Annotated in this window: 25 protein-coding genes; 2 read left to right on the top strand and 23 right to left on the bottom strand. The window is 63.8% G+C overall.

Going from position 1 to position 22,917, the window contains the following annotated elements:
* Positions 1–6 precede the first annotated feature (6 nt).
* Both Atep_RS15795 and Atep_RS15790 read left to right on the top strand, forming a co-directional pair.
* On the top strand, positions 7–615 hold the full coding sequence (locus Atep_RS15795; protein WP_236786880.1) for a DUF488 domain-containing protein: 609 nt from the start codon (positions 7–9) through the stop codon (positions 613–615).
* Positions 612–1,049, top strand: coding sequence for a DUF488 domain-containing protein (locus Atep_RS15790; RefSeq protein ID WP_213382330.1), 438 nt, complete (start codon positions 612–614; stop codon positions 1,047–1,049). Before Atep_RS15795 ends, Atep_RS15790 begins: the two co-directional genes overlap by 4 nt.
* A gap of 74 nt (positions 1,050–1,123) precedes the next feature.
* On the opposite strand, the gene csm6 is transcribed toward Atep_RS15790, so the two are convergent.
* From csm6 to Atep_RS15675, 23 genes are all read right to left on the bottom strand, one after another.
* Positions 1,124–2,248, bottom strand: coding sequence for a CRISPR-associated ring nuclease Csm6 (gene csm6, locus Atep_RS15785; RefSeq protein WP_236786877.1), 1,125 nt, complete (start codon positions 2,246–2,248; stop codon positions 1,124–1,126).
* 253 nt (positions 2,249–2,501) lie between these two features.
* Complete coding sequence (locus tag Atep_RS15780; RefSeq protein ID WP_213382327.1) at positions 2,502–3,737, bottom strand: RNA-guided endonuclease InsQ/TnpB family protein; 1,236 nt, start codon at positions 3,735–3,737, stop codon at positions 2,502–2,504.
* 8 nt (positions 3,738–3,745) lie between these two features.
* Positions 3,746–4,459: an EcsC family protein gene (locus Atep_RS15775; protein ID WP_213382324.1), complete on the bottom strand. Its 714-nt coding sequence runs from the start codon at positions 4,457–4,459 to the stop codon at positions 3,746–3,748.
* A gap of 150 nt (positions 4,460–4,609) precedes the next feature.
* Positions 4,610–5,635 (bottom strand): radical SAM/SPASM domain-containing protein, encoded by a 1,026-nt coding sequence (locus tag Atep_RS15770; RefSeq protein WP_213382320.1) that lies wholly within the window; start codon positions 5,633–5,635, stop codon positions 4,610–4,612.
* Positions 5,625–6,197 (bottom strand): hypothetical protein, encoded by a 573-nt coding sequence (locus Atep_RS15765; RefSeq protein WP_213382310.1) that lies wholly within the window; start codon positions 6,195–6,197, stop codon positions 5,625–5,627. Before Atep_RS15765 ends, Atep_RS15770 begins: the two co-directional genes overlap by 11 nt.
* Before the next feature lie 15 nt (positions 6,198–6,212).
* Positions 6,213–6,398, bottom strand: coding sequence for a hypothetical protein (locus tag Atep_RS15760; protein ID WP_213382301.1), 186 nt, complete (start codon positions 6,396–6,398; stop codon positions 6,213–6,215).
* Positions 6,399–6,443: 45 nt separating this feature from the next.
* Entirely contained in the window at positions 6,444–6,707 is a 264-nt protein-coding gene (locus tag Atep_RS15755; protein WP_213382299.1) for a hypothetical protein, read from the bottom strand.
* A gap of 35 nt (positions 6,708–6,742) precedes the next feature.
* A complete protein-coding gene (locus tag Atep_RS15750) occupies positions 6,743–7,750 on the bottom strand; it encodes an RAMP superfamily CRISPR-associated protein (protein ID WP_236786874.1) in 1,008 nt (335 codons plus the stop codon).
* Positions 7,751–7,767: 17 nt separating this feature from the next.
* The gene (cmr5, locus tag Atep_RS15745) at positions 7,768–8,172 is read right to left on the bottom strand and encodes a type III-B CRISPR module-associated protein Cmr5 (protein ID WP_213382294.1); all 405 of its coding nucleotides are present in this window, start codon (positions 8,170–8,172) and stop codon (positions 7,768–7,770) included.
* Complete coding sequence (cmr4, locus tag Atep_RS15740) at positions 8,169–9,050, bottom strand: type III-B CRISPR module RAMP protein Cmr4 (RefSeq protein ID WP_213382281.1); 882 nt, start codon at positions 9,048–9,050, stop codon at positions 8,169–8,171. The genes cmr5 and cmr4 overlap by 4 nt, the downstream gene beginning before the upstream one ends.
* 36 nt (positions 9,051–9,086) lie before the next feature.
* Positions 9,087–10,370: a type III-B CRISPR module-associated Cmr3 family protein gene (locus Atep_RS15735; protein WP_213382272.1), complete on the bottom strand. Its 1,284-nt coding sequence runs from the start codon at positions 10,368–10,370 to the stop codon at positions 9,087–9,089.
* Positions 10,367–12,202, bottom strand: a complete 1,836-nt coding sequence (gene cas10, locus Atep_RS15730) for a type III-B CRISPR-associated protein Cas10/Cmr2 (RefSeq protein WP_213382269.1) — start codon at positions 12,200–12,202, stop codon at positions 10,367–10,369. Before cas10 ends, Atep_RS15735 begins: the two co-directional genes overlap by 4 nt.
* Before the next feature lie 3 nt (positions 12,203–12,205).
* Positions 12,206–13,387 (bottom strand): type III-B CRISPR module RAMP protein Cmr1, encoded by a 1,182-nt coding sequence (gene cmr1, locus Atep_RS15725; protein WP_213382266.1) that lies wholly within the window; start codon positions 13,385–13,387, stop codon positions 12,206–12,208.
* 34 nt (positions 13,388–13,421) lie between these two features.
* Positions 13,422–14,564: a putative CRISPR-associated protein gene (locus Atep_RS15720; RefSeq protein ID WP_213382262.1), complete on the bottom strand. Its 1,143-nt coding sequence runs from the start codon at positions 14,562–14,564 to the stop codon at positions 13,422–13,424.
* A gap of 249 nt (positions 14,565–14,813) precedes the next feature.
* Entirely contained in the window at positions 14,814–15,083 is a 270-nt protein-coding gene (locus Atep_RS15715) for a hypothetical protein (protein ID WP_213382259.1), read from the bottom strand.
* A gap of 224 nt (positions 15,084–15,307) precedes the next feature.
* Positions 15,308–16,372: a CRISPR system precrRNA processing endoribonuclease RAMP protein Cas6 gene (cas6, locus tag Atep_RS15710; RefSeq protein WP_213382256.1), complete on the bottom strand. Its 1,065-nt coding sequence runs from the start codon at positions 16,370–16,372 to the stop codon at positions 15,308–15,310.
* 530 nt (positions 16,373–16,902) lie between these two features.
* Positions 16,903–17,895 (bottom strand): NYN domain-containing protein, encoded by a 993-nt coding sequence (locus Atep_RS15705; RefSeq protein WP_213382253.1) that lies wholly within the window; start codon positions 17,893–17,895, stop codon positions 16,903–16,905.
* 18 nt (positions 17,896–17,913) lie between these two features.
* Entirely contained in the window at positions 17,914–18,375 is a 462-nt protein-coding gene (locus Atep_RS15700) for a GIY-YIG nuclease family protein (RefSeq protein ID WP_213382250.1), read from the bottom strand.
* Positions 18,372–19,241 (bottom strand): replication initiation protein, encoded by an 870-nt coding sequence (locus Atep_RS15695; RefSeq protein ID WP_213382248.1) that lies wholly within the window; start codon positions 19,239–19,241, stop codon positions 18,372–18,374. The genes Atep_RS15700 and Atep_RS15695 overlap by 4 nt, the downstream gene beginning before the upstream one ends.
* 491 nt (positions 19,242–19,732) lie before the next feature.
* A complete protein-coding gene (locus Atep_RS15690; RefSeq protein WP_236786871.1) occupies positions 19,733–20,239 on the bottom strand; it encodes a DNA-processing protein DprA in 507 nt (168 codons plus the stop codon).
* A complete protein-coding gene (locus Atep_RS15685) occupies positions 20,239–20,463 on the bottom strand; it encodes an antitoxin MazE family protein (RefSeq protein ID WP_213382241.1) in 225 nt (74 codons plus the stop codon). The genes Atep_RS15690 and Atep_RS15685 overlap by 1 nt, the downstream gene beginning before the upstream one ends.
* A 530-nt stretch (positions 20,464–20,993) precedes the next feature.
* Entirely contained in the window at positions 20,994–21,941 is a 948-nt protein-coding gene (locus Atep_RS15680) for an IS1595 family transposase (protein WP_213378308.1), read from the bottom strand.
* A 246-nt stretch (positions 21,942–22,187) separates the two neighbouring features.
* Positions 22,188–22,796: a hypothetical protein gene (locus tag Atep_RS15675; protein ID WP_213382239.1), complete on the bottom strand. Its 609-nt coding sequence runs from the start codon at positions 22,794–22,796 to the stop codon at positions 22,188–22,190.
* Between the last annotated feature and the right edge of the window lie 121 nt (positions 22,797–22,917).

The raw sequence follows: 22,917 nt of genomic DNA, 5'->3' as shown, positions 1-22,917 counted from the left end.
ATTGCGATGTCTTCGATCCTCTATACCCTCGGACACTCCGATCACACCCTGGAGGCGTTTCTGGCGCTACTCCAGCGTCACCGGATCACGGCCATTGCCGATGTGCGTTCGGCCCCCTACAGCCGCCGCCATCCCCAGTTCAACCGCGAGCCGCTCCAGGCGGCCCTGCGCGAAGCGGGTGTGGCCTATGTGTTTCTCGGGCGCGCGTGCGGCGCGCGTTCGGACGATCCGGCCGCCCTCCGGGACGGTCAGGTCGACTACGAACGTCTGGCCCGGACCCCGCGCTTTCGCGACGGCGTGACGCGGATCGCTCAGGGGGCACAGCGCTATCGTCTGGCCCTGCTGTGTGCCGAGCGCGATCCGATGACCTGTCACCGCACCATCCTGATCAGCCGGTCGCTGGTCGAGCAGGGTCTACCCGTCGAACACATCCTCTACGACGGCACCCTGGAACCGCACGCCGAGACCCTGTGCCGGCTGCGCGCCCACCTGGGACTCGAACACCCGGATCTGTTTCACACCGATGCCGAGCTGGAGGCGCTGGCCTATCGCCAACAGGGCGAGCGTCTGGCCTATCGTCCGGACGAACTTCACGACGCGGAGTCCAACCCATGACCCTCTATACCATCGGCTTTACCCAGAAGAACGCCGAGCGTTTCTTCGGCCTGCTCACCACCCACGGCGTGCGGCGCGTGCTGGACGTGCGCCTCAACAACCGCTCGCAGCTGGCGGGATTCGCCAAGCGCGACGATCTGCGCTTCTTCCTCCAGGCGCTCGGCGGGATCGATTATCAGGAGGTGCCGGAACTGGCGCCCACGGCCGCCCTGCTCGATGACTACAAGAAGCAAGGTGGCGACTGGGGCGTCTACGAACGCCAGTTCCGGGCGCTGCTCACCGAGCGGCAGGTCATCACCACCCTCGATCCGGCGCTGTTCGATGGGGCCTGTCTGCTGTGCAGCGAGGCCGGCCCGCGCCACTGTCACCGGCGGTTGGTCGCCGAGCATCTCCAGGCGCACTGGGAGGGCATCACGATCCGGCATCTGGAATGATGCCCGCCGGGACGCTGGCCGACGGCGAATCGATCGCCGTCGCTTGGCGCTGATCTGCGCCGCCTGGACGCGCCTCAGCAGCCCTGGATCTCGATCTGTTCCGGGGTCAGGGGAATGGCGTTGTCCTTGCCGCGCCCGATCCCGATCAGATAGCGTTCAGCCGAGCGTTTGCCCAAAGTGTGCGTCAGGGCTTTGTTGATATTGGCCTTGTGGGGCTGGAAGTATTCGTTGGGTTCACAGGCCTTGGCGATTCGCCAGCCGAGCGACTCATCGATGCGCTGATACTCCCCGCCGTTGGGGTTGAAGATCCGGGTGGCGACGTCGGACAAAAACTCGCGGGCCACCTCCGGCTGCGACCAGTCGGTCGTGGACTCTCCACGCCTGGCCCGTTCCGCCAGCCACAACAGGATGGCAAACGGGGTCTTGCTCAACACGATCTCCTCGTCATCGGCCCAGACGCGCTGTTGCGCCACATCCAGCACCAGACGGGGTTCCTGAAGGCCACGGTTGGCCGTGGCCACAGCCATGGTGAACCCCGCCTGTCCGGTGCGCAGCCGCTCGGGCAGACCATCGCGCAGGCGCACGAAGGGGATATCGGCCAGATCCACATGCGCGTGGCGGGCATCGACCGTGACCTCCTTGTCACCTCGCCGGCTGTGGATCGGATGCTCGTAGGGCGTCGGATAGTAGAAGTCGCGGTTGGTCTCGTAGGGGTCGGAGACCAGCACATGCGACAGCCGATCCTGGGGCCGCCCGTAGAGCGAGAGCGCATAGCCAAGGTAATAACCCATGGTCTTGCGGCCCCCGGCAATCGAGACATGGATCTCGCTGTCGGGGTCTTCGGTCAACTGACGCAGGGTCTCGGTGATGAAATCCGCCGCCAGGGTGTTATCGGCCTGGGTGCGGATGTCGTCGAGCGGCTGGCCGTCGGCGTCCTGGAGGACATGGATCTGCTCGGGGGTGAAGGTGATCGGTGGTAGCCCATAGTCCTCGCACAGCCGATGAAACCAGCCCTCGCCCGCGAGCAGGTTGAGCCGGGCGTTGCCGGCCCCGGTGGCGGTGGTGATCAGATGAATTTCGTGCGGAATCCAGGGTGGCTCCTGCTGGCAGGCCAGCGCATAGAGCGTCTCGGTGACGATCTGCGGGGTCAGGCCGGTGACGGCGAGCAGGATGCGGCGGGGGGCGGTGTGTTCAGACATGATTTTAGTGTCCTTGGATTTCCGGGGGTTGCAGGCTGTGAGTCGGCGTGCTCAGTCCGCCGCAACATTGACATCCTCCCCGCCCTAAAGGACGGGGATTCCCAGGGTACGGCTCCCCGGCCGGGCGGTCCTCGCGAACCGCCTTTCCTGCTTCAATGCGGGATGACGCGTAGATCGGCTCAACCACCGCCGTTCCGCCGTCAGCGCCCGCTCCACAGGCTTTACGTCCCGGACGTCCTCCGGTAGTCCCAACTCACTCATGCACCCGCAGGGCGTCCGCGCCCTGGAGGATGGCCTGGCCTGCCGCCAGGATGTTGCGCGCCGCATTCAGATCGCGGTCATGGCGCGTGCCGCACGCCGAACAGGTCCAGTGGCGGTCGCTCAGGCGCAGCGCCCGATGCAGGTGTCCGCAGCGGCAACAGCGCTGACTCGACGGATACCAGCGGTCGATCAGTACCATGGTGCGCCCGTACCATTGGGCCTTGTAGTCGATCTGACGGCGGATTTCACCGAACCCCACGTCCAGGATCGCCCGGTTGAGGCCCGCTTTCCGGCGAACCCGTTTCCCCGGCTGCTCGGCTGTTCCCTTGGCGCCGGCGGTCAGGCCCCGGACGTAGAGGTCTTCCATCGCGATCACTTGGTTCTCGCGCACGATGGTGGTAGTGGTTTTGTGCTGCCAGTCGCGGCGCACATTGGCCTGGCGCTCCATGATGCGCCCCACTTTTTTGTGGGCGTTGTGCAGGTTGTTGGAGATCGGCAGGCGCGTGCCTTTGGGCAGCGGCGCCTGGGGATCTAGGCCCAGGGCCGTCTTGGCCGCCGCGACCTTACGCCGGCAGGCGCGTTGATAGCGCCGCTTGCGCTGTTCGAGCCGCTTGAGCGCCTTGGGTGGCTGAAAGCGCCGGCCGGTACTCAGCACCAGTTCCTTGACGTTGAGGTCAATACCCGTTTCCTGGGTCGTCGCCGGCAACGGCTGGACGTTCGCCTCGATCAAGAACGAGACGTAGTATTTTCCGCCCGTGGTGCGGGTGACGGTCACAGAGGACGGCGCCGCGTCTTTCGGTAACGGCCGCGACCAGCGGATGTCGAGCGGTTCGCGCTGTTTAGCCAAGGTCAGCCGCCCGTCGCGGAACGTAAAGCCATTGCGCATGTAGGAGCAGGACTGATCGCCCCGGCGCGACTTATAGGCCGGATATCCGGCCTGTTTTTTGAAGAACCGCGCGAAGGCCGCGTCCAGATGCCGCAGCGCCTGTTGTAGGATGACGCTGGAGACCTCGGCGAGCCAGGCGGTGTCCGGGGCTTGCTTCAGGACTTTCAGTTGCCCGGCGAGGTCTTTGTAGTAGAGGCGCCGGCCGTGCTGATAGAAGGCGTCGGTGCGCTGCTGAAGACCCCAGTTATAGATCCAACGCGCGCAGCCAAACGAGCGGGCCAACTGCTCGGCCTGCTCCTCCGTCGGATAGAAACGATAGCGGTAGGCGCGTTGAACGATCATGGCGCATATTATACACTAACTATAGCTTGTAAAAACACCCCTTTCGCCCTTCGGGCGAGCGCCTTATATCCCCGCCCTAAAGGGCGGGGTTTTACGGCGCACTGGATAAAGGTCTCGCGGGCGATGTGACCAATGGTACGGGTGGCGACGGCATCGAGACTCCCGCCGATGACCCCACCGGCCACCGGAACCAGTTTGCCCAGGTTGATGACGCCCTTCTGGCCGAACTTAGTCAACAGCCGGAACCCGACTTTCTGATTGATGGCCGTGAGCGTTTTGGCGCAGATGCCTCGGATCGCCCGCTCAGTGAGCTTGCGCCCGATGACGATGCCGACATCCTTGATGATGTCCTTGGCGGCGTTGCCGGTCAGACAGGCATAGACCAGCACCTTCACGCGGTCGTCGCGAACGTCGTAGCCGCCCATCACCGCCACAGCGGCCACCAGGCGCATCTGGATGTAGATGACACTGGCGACATTGATCGGGAGTGTCACCGGCAGCGTCACGATGCCGCCCAGACCGGTCAGGAACCCAGAGGTCGTGGCCTTGGTGCTCTGCCAGCGAATCAAACTCTGGGCCTGGTCACGCCGTGATCCGGTCTGCTGCATGTAGTCGCGTGCCGGATCGCTGGCTGAGTCCAAGCCGGCCACACCGTTGACGGCCTTGTCATAGGTCCAGTCCAGGGCCTGCATGAGGGTGTGTTGGTTCAGTGCTTGGCCCATATGGAGCGCTCCATCCGGTGTCGATCAATCAAAGAGGCTCGCCATCCCCGCCGCCGCCAGTGCGGCGAGGCGCGTCGGTTGTTGTGTGACGGCTGATACGCTAACGCGGCTGAACGGATCGCGTGTCGGTCACAAGCTTGTAGCCGATCTTCACAGCTCGGCCGGCGCGCTCAGGGTCGCTTCGGACAGCCCCGCTTGGCGAGCCAGTTGTTGCCGGTACGCCGGTTGAGCCTGGGCCAGCGCCTCCAGGATGACGGTCGCGCGCTCGACATCGCCGAACACCTCGGCGCAATAGCCACAGGGACCGGAGGCATGCGCCGGATCGGGCCAGTCCAGGTTGGGCGCGTGCGCCGTCACCAGCGCGCGCAGGGTGGCGAAGCTCTCGAACTTGAGCACCCGCAGCAGAAAGGAGCGCGTGATGGCCTGGACGATCTCGGTCGGGTCATCGCCGGCCCGGATGTTACCGAACACCAGCGGATTGATGGTGTTGTTGGTGGCGCAGCAGGGCAGCACGTCGCCGTTGGGCTGGACGAGGATGTCGTGTCCCAGACGCCGGTAACAGCCCCAGGCGGCCGGATCGGTCGGCAATCCATAGCGCCGGGCGGTGGCCGCCTGTCCGGTAGCACGCCCAAAAGGCGCGATCAGCTTGTCCTCGCACGCCACCTGTGCAGCCAGATCCTCGCCGAGCAGGGACGCGACGGAGGCGCCGGGATCGGCAAAGGTGCCCGTCACCGTCACGGCCAGGCCCAGATCCAGGGCAGCGGTGACGGCGTGGCGGATGCGCTCCAGGGGCACAAACCGCAGATGCTCGGGATCGCACGAGGTCGAGTAGCGTTGCAGCCCCGCCTGAGCCAGCGCCGACAGGCGCTGGCGGGCTTCAGCGGCACTCTTGGCCCAATGCGAGGAGGACACCACCGCCCCGCCGAGTCCCGATTCGGCGGCCCGTTCCAGGACTGCCTGCACATCGGCGAACACCAGAAACGGCTCGCCGCCCGTGAAACCGACCGTGCGGATCAGCCCCGGCACCGCTTCGGTGAGACGCTCCAGCAGGGCCAGCATCTCGGTGCGGCGCAGGCGCTCACGCGACGCCTCGCGGGGATCGCAGCAGAAGTCGCAGCGCGCCGGACAGGCGCGGGTCGGCTTGAAGACCAGGGCGTTGCCGGAATCAGGCCGCATGCCGGATCTCCACCACCTGACGCAGACCGTTGAGCCGGCAGTTCAGACGATGCGCCGTGCCGGGTTGGGCGCTGGGTGCCGTAACCTGACAGCCCAGTCCGTGGCCGTGGCGCTCCAGCGCGAAGGCTTCGGCATGGACGAGCGTGGCGCGGTTATTGAGACCATCGAGGCTCAGGCACTGGAGGCGTCCGACCTGGACGTCGGCCTGTTGCCCGGTGCCGACCAGCGACAGCGTGCCGAGATGGGGCGCGCGGCACTCAAAGCGCGAGGTGGCGCCCTCCAGGCGCACGTCGATCCAGGCCAACCCCTCGGAGATCACCGTCGTGCCCGCCGACTGCACGAGCAGGTGATCGAAGTCGGGCGGGACGTGCAGCGTCCAGTCGACGGCCGGCGGCACGCTGAAGCCGAACCGGGTCTGCGACGGGGCGCTCAGGGTCAGGCGCTCGGGGGTTTCGTGGCGCAGCGGCGGTTCGGCGTCCGCGCCCGCGACGATCAGGTCCGCCTGCGTGGCGGGAATCAGGTGCAGCCGGCCGGGGCCGACGCACAGAGCCAGGGTACGCATGGCTGAAGCTCCCGGTTAGTACACGATGGTGATGATGGAGGTCGAGCAGGCCAGTTCCGGGCGCCGGGGCGTGGTACCGGCGGTGAGTGCCGCGTGCAGGGTCGGGACGGTGGTGCGTGCGCCGACGTGCGCCCACAGCGGGGAGCCATGTTGCGGGGCACGCAGGGCGGCGGTCAGGCGGTGTTGGGGTTGGGTCGACATCGTGGTGCTCCATGTGGCCGGTGGTGATGGAGCGCCACGATAGCCTCAGTCCGCGTGTTTGGTTGGAACCGCAAGCTTGCGGCGATTTATCAGCCAGGCGGGAATCGGCTGCGTCAGCGGATGCAACGGGCAGGGCGCGTCCTGGAGCGGCTGGCTGCTGCGTACCAGGGCCGTGCCGCCATCCGGTAACCGGCCGAGGCTGATGATCGGGCTATGGTCGCCGAAGCGTTGCGCCATGTCGGCGATGTAGGCCGCGCCCGACTCGATGGCATCGCTCAGGCTGGAAACCCGGAGCAGCGGGCGCAGCAACGCAAGATCCGCGCCGCGCCCGCTCCGACCGGTGATCAGCCGTCATAGATGGCGCGTGCCTGCTTGGCCGATTTGCCGGGCGGCTCATCCCACCATCCTTTAGCCTGCCAGCGCGACCGAATATCCTCCAGCGCCTCGGCCTTCAGTGCCGGATCGGTCAGCGCCGCCCATTCGCCCGCCAGTCCTTTGCTGCGCAGGACGTCATCGGGTTTGGCATTATTGTTCTGCTGGGCCAGACGGGCAATGGTTTCATCCACCCAGGCGCAGACTGGCCCGGCGGGTTTCTGCGGCGCGGGATCGAACAGTCCGTAGCCGGTACGGGTCTTGGCCCCGATCCCACGTTTGGAGAGCGCGGCGATCAGCATCCGTTGGGCCAATTCCAGCCATGCAAGCGGTCCTTCCAGTACGAACAGGAAGTTCCCCTGAACGGCGATCTGAGCATTGGGTACCGGACTGTCGAAATCGGTGGCCGGGGTGCGGCCCTCGGTGCCGTAATACTCCAGATGATGCGTGGTGACGATCTCCTCGACCAGCGGGTGCTCGGCGGAACCGGGCACCCACCAGGCATCGTGGAAAGTCACCAGTCCCGACAGCCCTTGCGGATAGGGCGCCTCCGGTGTCGGATCAGCCTCGGCACCGAAGAGTTCAGCGATTACTTCCGGATGCTGACCGGCAAACGGGCTACCGCATACTTGCGCTCGCACCACACCCTTGACGCTGGAACCGGGAATATAGGGCATCCCGTAGCTGTGGCTGATCGCGCACCCCGTTTCCAGCATTCCGCCGCCGGTCAGACCGATGAACAGGCGCGATTCCAGCGCCAGTTCAAGCTGACGAAAGCGCAGCGGATCGGCGGTGGCGGTCCGCCAGCGCTGGTAGGCATTGTGGTAGAAGGGCGTCGATGTGATCCCGCAAATCTTACGGATATGCGCTGTCTTTGCTTCCTTGTTCTCTTCGTTGTGCTCCATGAGTCCCCGCTGCATCAGCAGTCCGGGATGCGCGTCATTGGCGACGGGATACAGCCGACGCAGCGCTTCGCGCATGAGTTGAGTTGCCATCTTCAGCCCTCCTGTTCTCCACTGTCGTCGCCGGTCGCCGTGACCCGCAGCACGCCCTGCACATAACGCTTGATCCAGCCGGAGGCTTCCAGGGCGGCGCGGGTGTATTTCAGGGTCTTGGCCAGATCCGCGGCGATGATCTCCCGATGCAGGGCTTCGCCGCTCGTGACCGTGACCGTTCCGCCGGCACGCAGCACCTCCTTCAGATCATCGAGCAGCATCAAATGCTCAGAGGCGCCGGCCCCCTTGGCCAGCAGAAAGCCCGTGGCCTGAGCCAGACCGTTCTGCAGGATCATCCCCGGCAGCTTGTGGGCGATGGCCCCGTACTTCTTCTTGTTGGGTTCGTTCTGGCGGGCCTCGACACACGCATAGGCCGCCTTCGCCACATGGTGGGCACGCATCTTCATGCCGCCACCTCCTGCGTCAGCAGCCGCACCAGACCGCGTCCGACGCCCGCCTGTCCGCCGAGTTGCAGCAGCGTGGGGCTGGCCGGGAGCGCCTGGGCGAGTGCATCGGCGCGCTTCGGCTTGCCCGGCTCATTGGAATCGCTCAGCGCATACAGCCCCCACAGCACCGACTCGGCAGGCAGATGCTCCTCGAACCAGAGCGCGCCCTTCTTCACCGTGCCCGTGTCCTGGTCGATGCTGATGCGGGTGCGCAGTTCGGTCGCCGTCTCGCTCAGATAGCCGAGAATGTCATCGGGCAGGATGGCGAAGCGCTGAATGAAATCGGTCTGGCCGCTGGTTTCGTGCGGGTGGACCCGCGCGGCGATGATCCTGGCCCATTCCAGCGTCAGAGCGTTACGTTGCGCTCCCAGATCAAGGTCTTCGAGCACCAGGGTGTTGTTGTCGAGCAGGTTGACCGAATCGGTCGGCACCAGAGCGTGCTCACGATTGGCCGGACTGGGGATCTCCAGAGTTGTCAGCCCCACATCTGCCAGATCGCGCGCATAGCGGCGCAGAATGAAGGGCGCGGTTACATAGCACAGGATACCGGCCAGCGCCCGCACCGGCATGGCCAGCAGATGGGCATCGCCGACGGCCAGCGCCCCGGCGAAGCTGTTGGCGTTGTCCTTGATTGTGCGGGGACCGAACAGCGTGCGTTCGAGGTCGGCATCCCGCGCACCGATCTCCTGACGCAGAACGCCGCGCAGCGAGGAGCCGGGCACGATCGGCAGTTGGGTGGCGCGGGCGCGGGCGATCGGCAGATCGACCACGCCGACCGACCGGCCGGTACCGCAATGGAGCGCGGAGAGGGTATGCAGATGAAAGAGTCGTGCGTGCATGATGTCATCCTTTGAAGCGATTCGGAAAGGTCGGCGTCAGTCGGTGGGTTTCCAGGGCGCCGGCAGGGCCAAGCCATAGCCGTCGCGCCGGTCCTGTTCCAGGTCGCACAGACTGGCAAGCCACAGCGCGGCCAGCGCCTCGGGCGCGGTCGGTTCGAGCAGGCGGAACCAGTAGGTCGCGCCGGCGCCGACCAGTTTGCGGGTCGGACGCGGCTGTTGTGCGGCCAGATCCCAGCCCGAATGCGGCTGCCAGCGCTCGACGGCGGCGGCGATCAGCTGTAGCCGCACGCCGGGGGCAATCGGCGGCTCGCCGGTGAGCCGGTCATCAACCCAAACATTGAGCCAACCGGGGCGATAGCCCGCCTGGAACACGCCGGGCGTGAGCAGCGTCAGAGTCAAACCGCCAGCCTTTTGGATATCCTGGAACCAGGTCGCCGGCGGAGTCGGCCAGACCGTCTCCGGTTCCGGGTGCAGACGGGTCAGACGCCGTTCCCCGCCCAGATGGACCAGTCCACCGGGCAGCGGCTCGGCACAGCGTGCGAGCAGGCGCAAACACGGGGCCTCGGACTTCTCCAGCCATGGATTGTCCGGCTCCAGATCCAGCCCTTCAGTCTGGAACAACCGCCCGGATTCAGCCGCCTGCGTCACCGCGTCGATGGCCACATGGGTGCGCCGATCCCCGGATGGCGGCAACCAGCCGCGTTCGGTCAGCCGCGGGTGGCTGAGCGGCTGCCCCCGGCGAAAGGCGATCAGATCCTTCCAGTCCCACCAGGCCGGCCCCTTGCTGGCCTTGCCCTGGATCGTCTCGGACAGACGCAGCGGGCGCAGTCCATCGGGGAGATCGGCGTTACAGCCATCCTCGAAGCGACTCGGCTCCAAGCGCAGACACTTGGCCTCTGCGCCATGCCCGAAATACTGGGCATCCGCCGGTTTGGGCGCGAGCAAGCGCACGATGTTTCCCGTGTCGTCGACTTGTGCCAGAAACGGACTGGCCACGGCCAGTTTAGCGAGATCGGGACCAAACGCCTGATCCTTGGCCCGCGCCCACGCTGTGCGCAGACAGCCCGCCAGAGTCGAGGGCGGCGGGAAACGCGGCGCATCGGCGCCGGCCTGATCGTCGAACGGACGCCCCGAACGCACGATCAGCGGGGCCAGTGGCTCCAGACTGACGATCGGGCTGGAGGCAGCGGACTTGGGCGCCTCGCGCTGAACGCGGGCAGACTGGGCGGCGGGTATCGCCCGTGCCGTGCTCGACTGGCCCTGCAGGCGCTGCTGCTTGTTGTAATTGATCTTGGGTTGCTTCTTGCCCTTCTTGCTCATTGGTCGCGTACTCCCAGATCGGCGACAGTGCGGGCGGAGAGCCAGCGCGCCAGAATCAATGTATCGGCCAATTTGGCCAAAGACGGGCTTGGGGTCGATGTCGGGCCACCGGCACGGGTCAGAATTAATTCCCGCAGCGCCGGCGAAAGCTCATCGGTGCCGCCTTCTTCCCGCGCCCGGTCAAGCATGCGCGCGACCTCGGCTTTGCGCATTCCACGTGCGATTTCGCTGTCATCCTGACGCATCCAGGCCAGACGCCTGTCGATGGCACGCAGATCGTAGGCCACCCGGCTGGGCAGCCGGCCGTCACGATAGGCGGTGGTGAAGGCTTCCAGGTCGGCGAGCGCCTTGCTGTCGTCCCAGTTGGCCCGCCATTCCAGTTCGCCGCCGGAGCGAATCCCCAGCACGATGGCCAGGGCATTGCGTGGCCTCTTCTCGGTATCGCCCTTGGCCAGATGCTCGGCGTGACCGGCTCGCTTGCGCAACGCACCCAGCGGTTCCATCAGATGGCCGATGGCCAGCCCGACGGAAAGCGTCGGATGCTCGGCGGCGTTGAGTCCGAGCGACTTGGCCACCGGCTGGAGTGCCTTCGCGAAGGCCTCGGCCAGTGTCCGCGCACAGGCCAAGGCTTCCGGCAGCGGTACCAGAGCGAGCACGTCGTCGCCGCCGGAGTAGATGGCATGACCGTGGTGTTGGCGTACCAGTTCGCGAACGCTGGAAGCAAAGCCATGCAGCGATTGGGAGATCGCGCGTGAATCCGCCGCCTGCTTGGCCTGTTGCAGAAGGGCGCCCATGCGGTCGCCGTCGGCCTTGAGGATCACGGCATAGGGCACCGGGGCACCGCTCTCCGCCGGCAGTGACTTCATGACCTTTTGTAGCTTCAAGAGCGCTTCACGCTCCTCCGGCTCGGCCGCGTCTTCGCCCTTGGCCGCCAGCGCATTGTCGAGACGGAAGTCGTAGAGCATCTGGGCATCGTAGGGAAGCGCATCGTAGTCACCGTGATTGCCGCTGACTCGCGTCGCCAGCTTCGACTTGACCAGCGGTTCGTAAGCCGCACACAGCGCCGCTTGCCGTTCAGTTGGGAGCGTGCGGATCCAGGGATCGGCGGCCACGCGCGAGTAGGGGGTGAACTGCTCGACCTGGCCGGCCATCCGCTTCATGACGCCCAAGGCATCGAGCTGCTCGCCGCGCGAAAGACCGAGCTTGCGACGATCCCGATGCTGTTCGGGCCAATCCTCGGGCTTTGGCAACACGGTTTCCAGCGCGCCATCGAGCGAGGACTTGGGCAGGCCCGGCGTCTTCAGGGGCACGGCGGGGCGGAAATCGCGGGTCGCCTTGCGCGCGGCCAGCGTCGCGCCGAGCCGGGCGCTGGCCTGCCGGTAGCCGTCCGGCCCAGTGGGAATCTCGGCCCAGGCGGCGAAGCTCTCCAGCAGGTCGCCGATCTGTGCCTGCCAGACCTCATCGCGCAGTTTGACCCTGAGTTGGCCGCGCGCCTGTTCGCCCAGGTCGATCAGACGCTGGGCGGCGGCCTGTTTGGCCCGCTCGCACAGGACGCGGGCGGCGGCGGCATCCGGCAAGTCCACCTCGGCGCGCAGGATATTGGCGATGTTGGCGCTGTCGCCCGGCTCCTGTTGCGGCTGGAGTTCCACATCGGGGTTCTGGGGACAGGGAAAAATGAGGCAGCCGGGTTGGGCCTGATGCAGCACCCGCGCTGCGGCGCGCGCCGACTCCGACAGCAGCCAGGAACCGCACCAGAGATCGCGCGTGCGCCGCGCCGCTTCGATCAGGCTCTGCACCGGGCCAAGCGATAGGGTCACGAGATACTGGGGCATGGGTCAGTCCTGCTTGAAATAGTCCATGAACGCCGTCAGCGGATCATCGCCACGACCGGCCATCGGTTGGATCTGCGCCGCCAGCCGCGCGCGTTCGGCGGAGTCGGAAGGCCAGGCGCGGCGGAAGGGGCCGTTGCCGAAGCCCACACGCAACTCAGTGGCGCGTCGTTCCCAACCCGGTAAGAGCAGTGCCGACGGATGCCATTTTTGTCCGCTCCAGTAGGGACGCAGAATGAGTGGACTGGCCATGCGGTCACGCTCGCCATCAGGGATCAAGGTCGAATCACTCGGTTCGTCCGCATCCTTGAAGTGAAAGATGATCGGCAATCCGAACCAGGCGCGGGGATAAACGCCATCCACCGGATGCTCGGGATCATGGTTTTTGGCATGTCGCCGCGTCTGACGCCGGATGGTGTCGGGCTCCGGCCAGCGGCTGCGTCCGGGCCGATTGCCTTGGCCGGGGTTGCGACCCAGATTCGGACCTTGACGAAACCGTTGCAGCTTTTTGACGGATGTTTCCCAAGCATCGATCTCATTCGAGCCGCTCGCTGCCACACACAGGCGGCCACCGTATTCAGCAACCTCCTCCGGGGTCACCGGCTGGAGCATGCCGACCTGCACCGCGCCGAATCCGCGCCGCGTCCGTGCGCCCACACCGCCAAAACTCGCCCACCAACGCAGCGCGGTCTGCACTTCGTCATGCTGCCGGGGCGTCAGATCCGAGGCGCAACGCACGAATAGCTCAAACGGATAGCCAGACTTCAAGAGTATCGGATCCGCGCCCGGATCGAGGATGAGTCCGTAAGCCGGCAAACCAGCGACTTGGCTTTTCGCGCTAAGGTGCATCGCTTGAACGGGCTTGGCTTTGACCCGAGCTGCAACCCGGCTCGCGCTGGGACCGCTGCTGGCGATCCCGCCCCAGATGGCTGCCTCGCGCTGAAACATCGCCTCCGGCGAAGCGAAGGGACCGGCGACGATCCGCCACCAAAAGCGCAGCTGACCGCGAATACCCGCCGCGCGGATCGGCATCGAAGTATCGACTTCCGCCGCCCGAACCCCGCCGCCATACAGCGGCGTGACCAGCTTGCAGGCGTAATGGGTCCAGGGATCGGCGTTAGCCGCCGTGGTTTCAGACCACGCGCTCAAGGCAACGCTCGGATCAAGCTCCAGGGTAGATCGACGCATGTCAAAAGCTCCGTGTAGTGGTCTCAGCGGCGGATCAGTCTTCGTACAGTTCCAGGCGGACAAAGGGGGCATACTTTTCGCGGCGCTCGGCCGCCACGCGCGCCCCGGCATCGGTCTTGCGGTTCTGGGTCAGCAGGTCGTCGTACTCGTCATGATCGACGATGCGCCACACCAGCAACCGCCAGCCTTCGACCGAGACCAGATAGCGGTCGCGGGTATGCTCGCCACGCTTGAGCCAGAACAGGCCGTTGCTCCATGAGTCGTGTTTACCGATCGCCAGCTGCTCGGGAGAGCGGGCCACGCGCGTGATGTAATCATCCGGGGCCGTGCCCTCGGTGGCACGCATCTTGAGCAGATCATCAAGCGCCCGGCGCGATAGGAAGGGCACCAGGGCCGTGGGCCGCTCCAGCTCCTCCCAGATCAGGAAGCCGACCGGCGACAGACTCACCTGTCCCTGTCCCACATCCTCAAACAGCGATTCCAGAAGCTCGCGCTCCGCGAACGACGGCAGCGCCTTGTTCAGTTCGGCGCGCGGGATCGCCGTCTCGTTCTGGATGCGCTCCAGCAGCGGGCGCAACGGTTCGAGCCGCGAGCGGGCGAACTCCACCGGCATCATCGGCAGCGGAATCAGGGCGCTGGATTGCTCGAAGATGTACTTGGCCGGTACCCCCCGCAGCATCCCGATCAGCACCGTGTAGGGCACCAGGCTCTTGAAGCCGCCCGTGGGATTGAGCACACACTGTCCGGCCCCATTGGCATCGATCTCGCGCCGCACCGCCTTGGTGAAATTGAGCACCCCGGCGGTGCGGAAGACGTGGGCATCGGTGACCTGCAAACCGGCCACGACCTCAACCCGGCAGAGGATCCCCGGACGGGCCTGCTCCAGATAGCGCTTGACCGCCCAGGCACAGGCCTGTCCATCGGCGGTCTCGGAACTGAACAGCACCACGGTATCCTTGTCGTTCACCCCCATGCGGGCCAGCGAATGGATCTCGGCGGAGAGGTCGCGCTTGAGGGCGATTTCATCGTCCAGGCGGGCGGTGCGGAAAGTGTCGTAGATCACCTTGGAGGCTGTTTCAACCCCGCCGTGTTCAGTGACCCAGGCGGCATCGAAGCGCGGTTCGCGCGGCAGTTTCTTGGCGGCACTGGTGCCGCAGGTGCAGAGATAGACGGGCATGATTCAAAAGACTCCTGATTGAGACGATGTGCACGATCCGGCGACAAGGAAGGTTAAAACGTAACTACTCAGCCCCTAGATGCAGACAGCTGACTGCATGAAAGCACTAGATGTTGTGTTTTGGCGTAAATTGGAGCGGTCAGTCTTATGGTAATCCATGGAAAAATCCGGCTGCTTTGCTTATCGCTGAGACGTAACACGTTGTTTTTAAAGTGAGTAAACTCTTCGTTGGTAGGCTGAGTAGTTACGTTAAAACAAGACGATGTCCTCCGCACGACGCTGACAGGCGGTGATCGCGTTGGCATCCATCCAGCTCTCAGCGAGCTTGACGGCCAGCAGCGGATCATTGTGGAGACCGTGGCCGCCCGCCGCTGATGCCGGCAGCGGCATTGCCCAGCATGGCGCGGCGCGCACCGATTCGGCCAGCAGCAACAGGCCCAGGGTCGTCAGGAACGGCCAGAGCAACAGGCTCCGGGGGCTTGGAGCGGCAGCGTTGAAGGAAGCGTCCGTATTCAGCATCGCCATTCGACCTTGAAAGTATCGTAGGGTAGACGCCAGTACAGGGCAATCGCACGGCCTTAAAAATCAATGTCTTACAATGCATAAACAACTTGCGCCGAGAAGTGTAAGGCATTGAGCAATCAGCTATATAAGCGTTTCTTGATGCGATTGCCCTGGACGCCAGTATCCGTCGGATGCGCAGGACATCGCGGTTTCGCAAGCTTGCCGTGTCGTGGCATCTCTCAAAGCGTTGTGTTTTCGTCCCGCGCGATCCGATACCCACCCAACCCAAACGCCGTCCCCTTGCCTAAATGCGTCCACTGCCCGAACCAGAGCGCCGGCCACAGCTCGGCGAGCGCCGGGCCGGTGAGGCTGACTTCACCGATCAGACCACCCAACTGCATCAGCGCATCCTGACGCAAGGAATAGCGCGTCCAGTCGTGCCAGCGCAGCCAGTCGACCTCCAACTGGAGGGCGTCGGGATCGGTCGGCAACCGGCGATGATCGAAGGTGTCGGGATCACCGCCATGCGCGGCGGCCAGGGTGCGCAGTCGGCGATAGAGGGCGTGGGCGATGTCGAGTGCAGTCAGTTCGCGTGCACCGATCCGCCGACCATCGCGCTTGAGCCGCCAGGGGGTGAGCAGATGCAGATGCGTACGCGCCGGGGCCGGCGGTAACACGGGTGCGGCGGTTTCCAGCGGCTCATAGCGGCCGAGCGTGGCGTCATAGACCGTCCGCCAGTCCTCAGACCCCAGCGTGACTTCGCGCTCAACCGCCCTCAGGGTGAAACGTCCGCCTGAGCGCCCGAAACCGCGCCGGCCAGCCAGTCCGAAGGCGTGGATCAGATAGGGCATCTGCTGGATGGCCGTGCCCAGCAACTGGAGATCGAGGCTGAAGGCCGTCTCTGGTTCCAGTGCGCGCGGAGCCTGCGGATTGATGGCGAGGATGAAGGGATGCGGTGCCCCGCCCGGCGTGCCCTGGGCGTCCGGGGTCTCGAACAGGGTCGAGTAGACGCAGTTCTGAATGAGCAGACAGCCGGTGCAGGTCGGCTGACGGGTGACACAGGCGGTGCGGCGCAGTCCGTGGCCGAGCAGTCCCCGCCAGGCCGAGCCGCTGTATTCGGGCAGACGGATCGGCTCCTGAGCCGTGAAATGAACGCGGAAGCGGGCCAGTGGCGGGACAGACTCGCCCATCAGTGCCTCGGTCAACGGCTCCGGGTCGATGTGTTCCGACCTGTCCTCCGCCATCCCGAGATTCGCTGTCATGGCCTGCAACGGCGCGGCTTCGATCGGCTCTCTCCAACCCATGCTCGCCGTCTCCTCAAAGCTTCGATCCAATGAACGCTGTGCGCCGTGGCCTCCATGCCTCCCTGGCTTCGGACAAGCCACCGGCGCGGAGCGAATCGTCTCAGCTTCGGTTGGTCATCGCTGGGGCTGCAAGCTTGTGGCCGTTTCCGTCGCGCTCGGATGGGGCATGAAGCCCCTTGTGTGCATGACGTCCCAATGGTTTGAAAGTATCACCGCCATGAAGACCGTGGCAAATGATCCACGTCAAGTTGTATGGCGATCTGCGTTACTGCACCCAGTTGGCCCATCCCGATCTCGCCTGCATTGATCAGACGCCCGCCGTCCGATCCGGCATAGGCTTCGCGTCCCCCAAACGCCTCTCGCCGACACCTCCAGCCTGTTCCAGGATTGAACACTAATCGGCTGAAACCAAAACGCCAATCCGAACCCATGAGTCAAAGTAAGTCAAAGTGACTTAAGTTAAGTCATTTCAACTTAACTTAAGTCAAGTCAGATTAACTTAAGTCACTGTGACTTATCACAGAATAGCCTCAGAATATCAGGCGCTTAGCGCTGCCCGCTCCCGCCTCCCTCAAGCCGGGAACCGCCTTCAGGAACCGGGTTCGCGCCGCCTTATCGGTCAGTCCCAGCTTGTAGAGCACCTGCCCGACCTCGTTGGCCAGATACCCGCCGCCCGGCTGTACCTTGCACTGCGCGCGGATCTGAGCAAGCAACTTCGTGTGCGATGAAGTCGGCTGAACGGCTGGAGTTGCCGCCGTGGGCTTGGCCGTTGGGACGGCTGTCGTGGGTGTGAACGTGGGAGCCGAGACCGTCGGCCTCACGCTTTCAGTCGGCTTCTCGGGGGCGACTGTTGCCGCCTTGCTCGTGGCCTGGTTGCGCTGGACGGCCGGCAGCAGCAACGTCGGTAACTGAGTCTGAGCCGGCACCGCCTCGTTCTCGGCATAGGCGACCCAAACCCGACAGCCCCGCGCCCGCACCGCCTCAGCCGCTCCGATCAGCCACTCGTCGCGCGAGACGACCACCACCAGATCCGGTTCCTGACGATGCCGCTCCAGGGCCGCACCCAACTCCAGGATCACGGCCAGATCCGCCGCCTCGGGCTTTCGGGGTACGCGCAGCGCCAGAATCCGATCCTCGGCCAATCCCTCCTTGGCCAGCGCCGCCTGCCAGCGTGGCACGGTATGACCATGATCGTTGCCGGCCAGCACCACGCGCGAGACGTCCAGCCCCAAATCCTGCCGAATACTCGCCAGCAGGTCGCGCGCGATGGCGGGGGATTGGTTGTCGCCGTCGATGTAGAGGGCCACGGAGCGGGGCGGCTGGAGCGGGCCGCTGGGCAGGACGGGCGGGGCGAGCGTATCGGGCCGCTCGGTGCGTTCGTCCGCCGGCACAGACTCGTCGGCCATGACAGGCGCGGATGAGGCGCGCTTATCCGTGGGCGATCCCTCGTCTTTGAAGCCGGGCGAAGGCTCGGCCTCGGTCTCAACCTTGATCGTATCAGCCGACCACAGCGCACTCTCCATCAATGTCTCCGTCATACCTCAGACTGTTTTTTGCTCCTCGAACTGATCCCGCGCCGCCCGCCACACCAGCGGCACACCCAACAGCGCACTGAGCGCCGCCGTCTCCGGTGTCTGCTCCAGCCGGATCAGATGCGCCGGACAGTCGCAGTCGCTCGACCCGAAGCGCGCCAACGGCCAGGAGGCGCCCTGCAGGGTACCGAGTGCATGTGCCCAGACATGCTCGCGCCGCTCCAGTCCGCGTGCCACCCAACAACCCGGAACACGACAGTGCGGGCGCAGATAATCCAGATGCCAATGCGGACGTGCGGCCACTCGCCCGTGATGACGACAGCGCGCCGCCAGTCCGCCCGGACCCAGCGCACTGCCGACATAGAGCAGTTCCCCGCCGGCCAGCGTCAGGAGGCCGAGCCGACCGATGCGCACCGGCCCCGAGTGCTCGGGGATCAGCCGTACCAGATAGGTGCCCCGGTCATCGCTCACGGGCCGACACTCTCCTGCTCCAGCTTGCGACGACAGCGCTCCCAGGCTTCTTCCCAGCTTTCTCCGGGCTGGGCGTGCCGCTCGATGTAGGCGCGCGTGAGCTTGGGCTTGGCGGGTTTTGAATTGGCCGGGGAGGCAGGCCGGCTTTCAGTGTCGGGCTTCTGCTCGGCCTTGGGGCCGAAGGTGAAAATCAGTGCCTCGACCACGCGCCCGCGTTTACGCTGTTCCCATTTCACCCAGAGGTCGCTGTGAGCATTGATCTGCTCAATGGCGGGGACGATGACGCGGCTTTTGAGTCGGCGAACATCATCATAGCTTTCCGGAAGGTTGAATCTCTCTCGCAACCAATCCAACGTCACCTCCAGCTCTCCACGGCTACGCCACTGACACAGAAGCTCGTAGATCCGGATGGCATAGACCGATGTCATATCCGCCGTGTGTTGGAGTTGGAAGGCAGTGAACTCGCGGGCCAAGTTCGTCAGATAAGGCAGCACCTTGGGTGAGAAAAACAGGCTGATACGTCCCTCGGTCGGGAAATGATCCAGGGCGGCGACCCAGCGCGTGCGTGTGAACCGAAGTTTTGGGTTGTCCGGGTCGGGACGATCGATCGTCACCGAGCGCTCGTACAAAAGCTCCGTGGCACTCTTGAGATATTTGTAGGCGTTGGACGGATCGGCGCCGAAGATCTCAACCAAATCCAGCGCCGACACGACAACAGGAGTGGAGGGATCGAGGGATTCACCGCAGTCTCGGACTTTGGCGACGGCTAACAGCAGGATCTGCTTCTCGACCAACGTGAGTTTGTACGAGGCCGTCGTCAGCGCATTGGACTGTACCACTCGGTTGGGTTTGGTGGATCGCTTCATGTCTACACGCATTTTTTTTGTAGACATATACGGTATTTTTGTAGACGTGTCACGGTACTTTTGTAGTCATATCACGGTACTTTCGTAGACATGAAACGGTATTTCTGTAGTCATTTGCGCTCGTAAGCTTTTGATCAAAAAAGTCTTTCAGCGCCTCAAACTTTAGAAAACCTTAAATCTATGAAAAGGAAACCCACGGCTGACGCCGTGGCCGAGAGAACGGTATTTTTGTAGACATATCCAGCAGACTGAGGATGAACCGCCCCGCCCCCCCGCCCATCCTGTATCTCCACACGCTATCGGCGGAGGCGATAAGACGAGCAAAAGCAGACAAGCCGGATCACCGACACCGACCAGCACGACGGACCACCTGTCCCACGCTTCCCTCAAGGCTCGCGACGCAGCAGACCTTGGTGGCGGTAGCGGATCAAACAGAAAGCACAGTGACAAATGAAGCGATCGAAGTAGCGAGCAACGAACAGAAGGGGAGTTCAGAAGGGAACGGCGGCATCGAGTACCGGCGTCAGCCGAGACGGCAAGGCTTCCAGGAAATCGGGCAGCGTCGCATCGCTCAGAATCTGAGCGCCATGATCGAGCATCTTCGACGGCCGGCGGAGCGCCGGATCATCGGCCAGAGCGCGCGTGATGTAGAGCAGCCGCCCCAAACGAAGCGCCTCCCAGCCCTGGGACAGCGAGCCGCTGGTCTCACCGGCCTCGACGATCATCGTGGCATCCGAAATCAGGGCCATCGTGCGGTTGCGCTGGGGAAAGTGAAAACGCTGGGTCTTGGTGCCCGGCGCAAACTGCGAGATCAGCAGATGCTCGGCGGCGATACGTGCCTGGAGCAATTCGTTCTCGCGCGGATAGGAAGGATCCAGCGGTGTGCCTGGATGCGGGGTTTTGCGTGGACTGCCTGGAAGACGCGCTGCGGGCTCATGGGCGCCCCAGGGCAATCGCATCAAGACTTGCATGGCGATGGTCACAAGGTCGCCGCGCATCATTCCGTCCAGCCGTCCACGTCTGCCAAGGCTTCATCCATGAACTGCTGCATGGCGGTGTCGGCACTGTCGGCCTGAGCCACAAGCAGGCATTGACGGCGGCACTCCGCCGCGAAGTCCGGGCGGCGCGTGTCAGGCACCCAGATTTGAACCGGACGAAGCCCCGCCCTGCGCAGTGCATCGCGGTGCTTTTGAACGCGCTGATTCACGTGTGTTGTTGCCATTTCTAAACCTGTTCCTAAAAACCTAAACAAAGTTGCTTATGGTGGTTTTTAAGTGATTCGCTCTCCGTTGATAGCGCCCTGGTGGGCGAGCAACTGGAGTCCGGGTTGAGCAGTCCCAACCGAATGGCCGGTCAACACCGGCAACATGGGCCGTGTCAGCCGTCGAAACCCAGCTTGCGCCATAAAAATTGCCTCGGCGTTCATCCTGAACAGAGAACAACCTTGCGATTCGACGTTGACCCCGACCATGGGGCGTGAAACCTTCACGCTTGTAGATAACCTATCTACAGTGGAAAATCCTGATGAAAAATGAAGAAAAAATCAAGAACTGTTTTTTGCTCCTTGACATCCTCCCCGCCCTGAAGGACGGGGTTTTACGGCGCACTGGATAAAGCATGCAAAAACCCCATCAGTCAAGGACCGATGGGGCGTGGGGTAGAGCCGATGGCTCAGTCAGGTCAGTCCGGGTAGCGTTCACCGCTCAAAAACGCGGTATAGGCGGCTGCTTCACCCAAAGATTTACCTGATTATTAACATAGCTCAGCTAGTTTGAGGAGGCGATGCGGCATTGGGGGTGTACGCACCGCGGCTTTGCCCAAGCGCGGCAGCATGGCGGCGAGGTCGAAGCGGCGATTGAAGCGATAGCAGAACTCGGCGAGGTGGCGCGGCAGATGCTTGCCGCTGAGATGATGGTAGGAGCCTTGCAGGCTGTTTTTGACGTTGCCCAGCACGGTATTGAGCCACTGGAACTCAGGAATCTCCATGCTGGGGTGGCCGCCGCCGGTGACGATCGGCTGGTGCTCGAATCCGGCCGCGGCGATGGCGCTGAAGCAGGACAATCCATCCGTGCGGATGAGGGCGCTGGGGTCAAAGTGGCGCTTGGCGAAGCGTTCGACCTCGGTTTTGCGGAAGCCGGCGACTTTACCCAAGCGCAGGCCGATGGGGTGGTTGTCCTCGTCGCACGAGAGCGCGGCGATGAATGGAACCTTGTTCGGTGAGCCGCGCCCGCGCTTGCCCCCGTGGTGCTCGCCGCCCCAGTAGGCGTCGTCGACCTCGATGACGCCGCTGAGCGGCGTTTGATCGTCGCGCTCTTTCATGACTTGCAACAATTTGTGCTTAACCCGCCACGCCGTCAAATAGGACACGCCCAGATGCCGTTTGAGCTCCAGGGCCGAGATCCCGTTTTTCTGCTGTGTCAGCAGAAACATCGCCGAAAACCAGGTCGTCAGCGGCAACTTGGTCGCCTCAAAGATCGTTCCGGCGATCAGTGAGGTTTGATGATGACAGTGGCGACACTGCAACAGCGCCCGCGTGCGCAAGCGCACCGGCTCACCCGCGTGTCCGCAGCTCGGGCAGACGAAGCCTTGCGGCCAACGCCACTGTTCAAGGGCCTGTTTGCACTGGTCCTCGGTTCCGTAGTTCTGGAGAAACTCCGGCAAACTCAAGCCTTTCTGAAACTGAATCGTGTTCTGAGGCATCAGCTGTCTCCGGTGAGTGGCATCTACTGAGAGTGTAGACTAGAAGAGACGAGTCTGCTGAGGTTCGTAACTAATCAGGCATTGTTTTTATGAAATTATTTTCAGCCATCTGAGTTTGTGCCAGGTACGCTGGTCGTCTGCGCTGACTTGGAGGCCGCGCTTAGGTGGTCAGAGATTGACCGGGCAAGAGAAAACAAAAACTTGGCCTGAGAGTTCTCGCACCGCAGTGCTGAGCTTCGTAACTAATCAGGAAGATTTAAAGCGGGCGTGAACGCGACCTTCGACCAGCAGTTCCCAGGATCCCCCCGAGCCCTTCTGGATCTCCATCTCGGGAAGATGGTACTTGCGGTGCTGCCACAGTACCTTCCCCGCTTGGTTTTGTATCTTGACGATGCAGTCATCGAGAATCGGAGCGCCGAAGCGTCCGCTGTCACTCAAGAGAAGGGGAACTTTCATCAGCCCCGTCGAGCGACCGATCCGGCCGGAAGTGTCGTTCTCCTCCAGCCAGTCCCGCCCTGAGTCGACGTCGCCGAAAAAAAGGCGAAGCTTGACGTCTTCACGCCACGCTTTCTCCAGGATCCGCCGGACCCGCGGAGGGGTCTTCGGCTTGAACCATGTCCCTGCCATCTTTTTTGGATAGCGACTGGCCTCATCAAGCATCTGCTCGTATTGAGCGTAACGCTCAGGCGTCCCCACCGGGGCGCTCTCTACCTCTACCGACAGATCCAGGCGCTCTTGAAGCACCGACAGGTTCTGCTCCAGATTGTCAAAGCCCAGGCAGCTGACGCCGGCCGGGTGCTTGATGATATAGAGGCGGCGCTCGGCGTCGACGGAAACGTGCGTGTTGTTGCTCATGGGTATTTCCTCTTCAAGTCCCAGCGACAGGCTGGGTTCAAGAGGATTTGTGGGTCAGGAAAGAGCGGGGTGGTTTGGGGGTGGCGTCTATATAGAATGGCGATATATAGCTATCTTATAT

It is taken from the genome of Allochromatium tepidum (genome assembly GCF_018409545.1).
Classification (GTDB): domain Bacteria; phylum Pseudomonadota; class Gammaproteobacteria; order Chromatiales; family Chromatiaceae; genus Thermochromatium; species Thermochromatium tepidum_A.
This window is presented reverse-complemented; position numbering and strand designations above follow the sequence as displayed.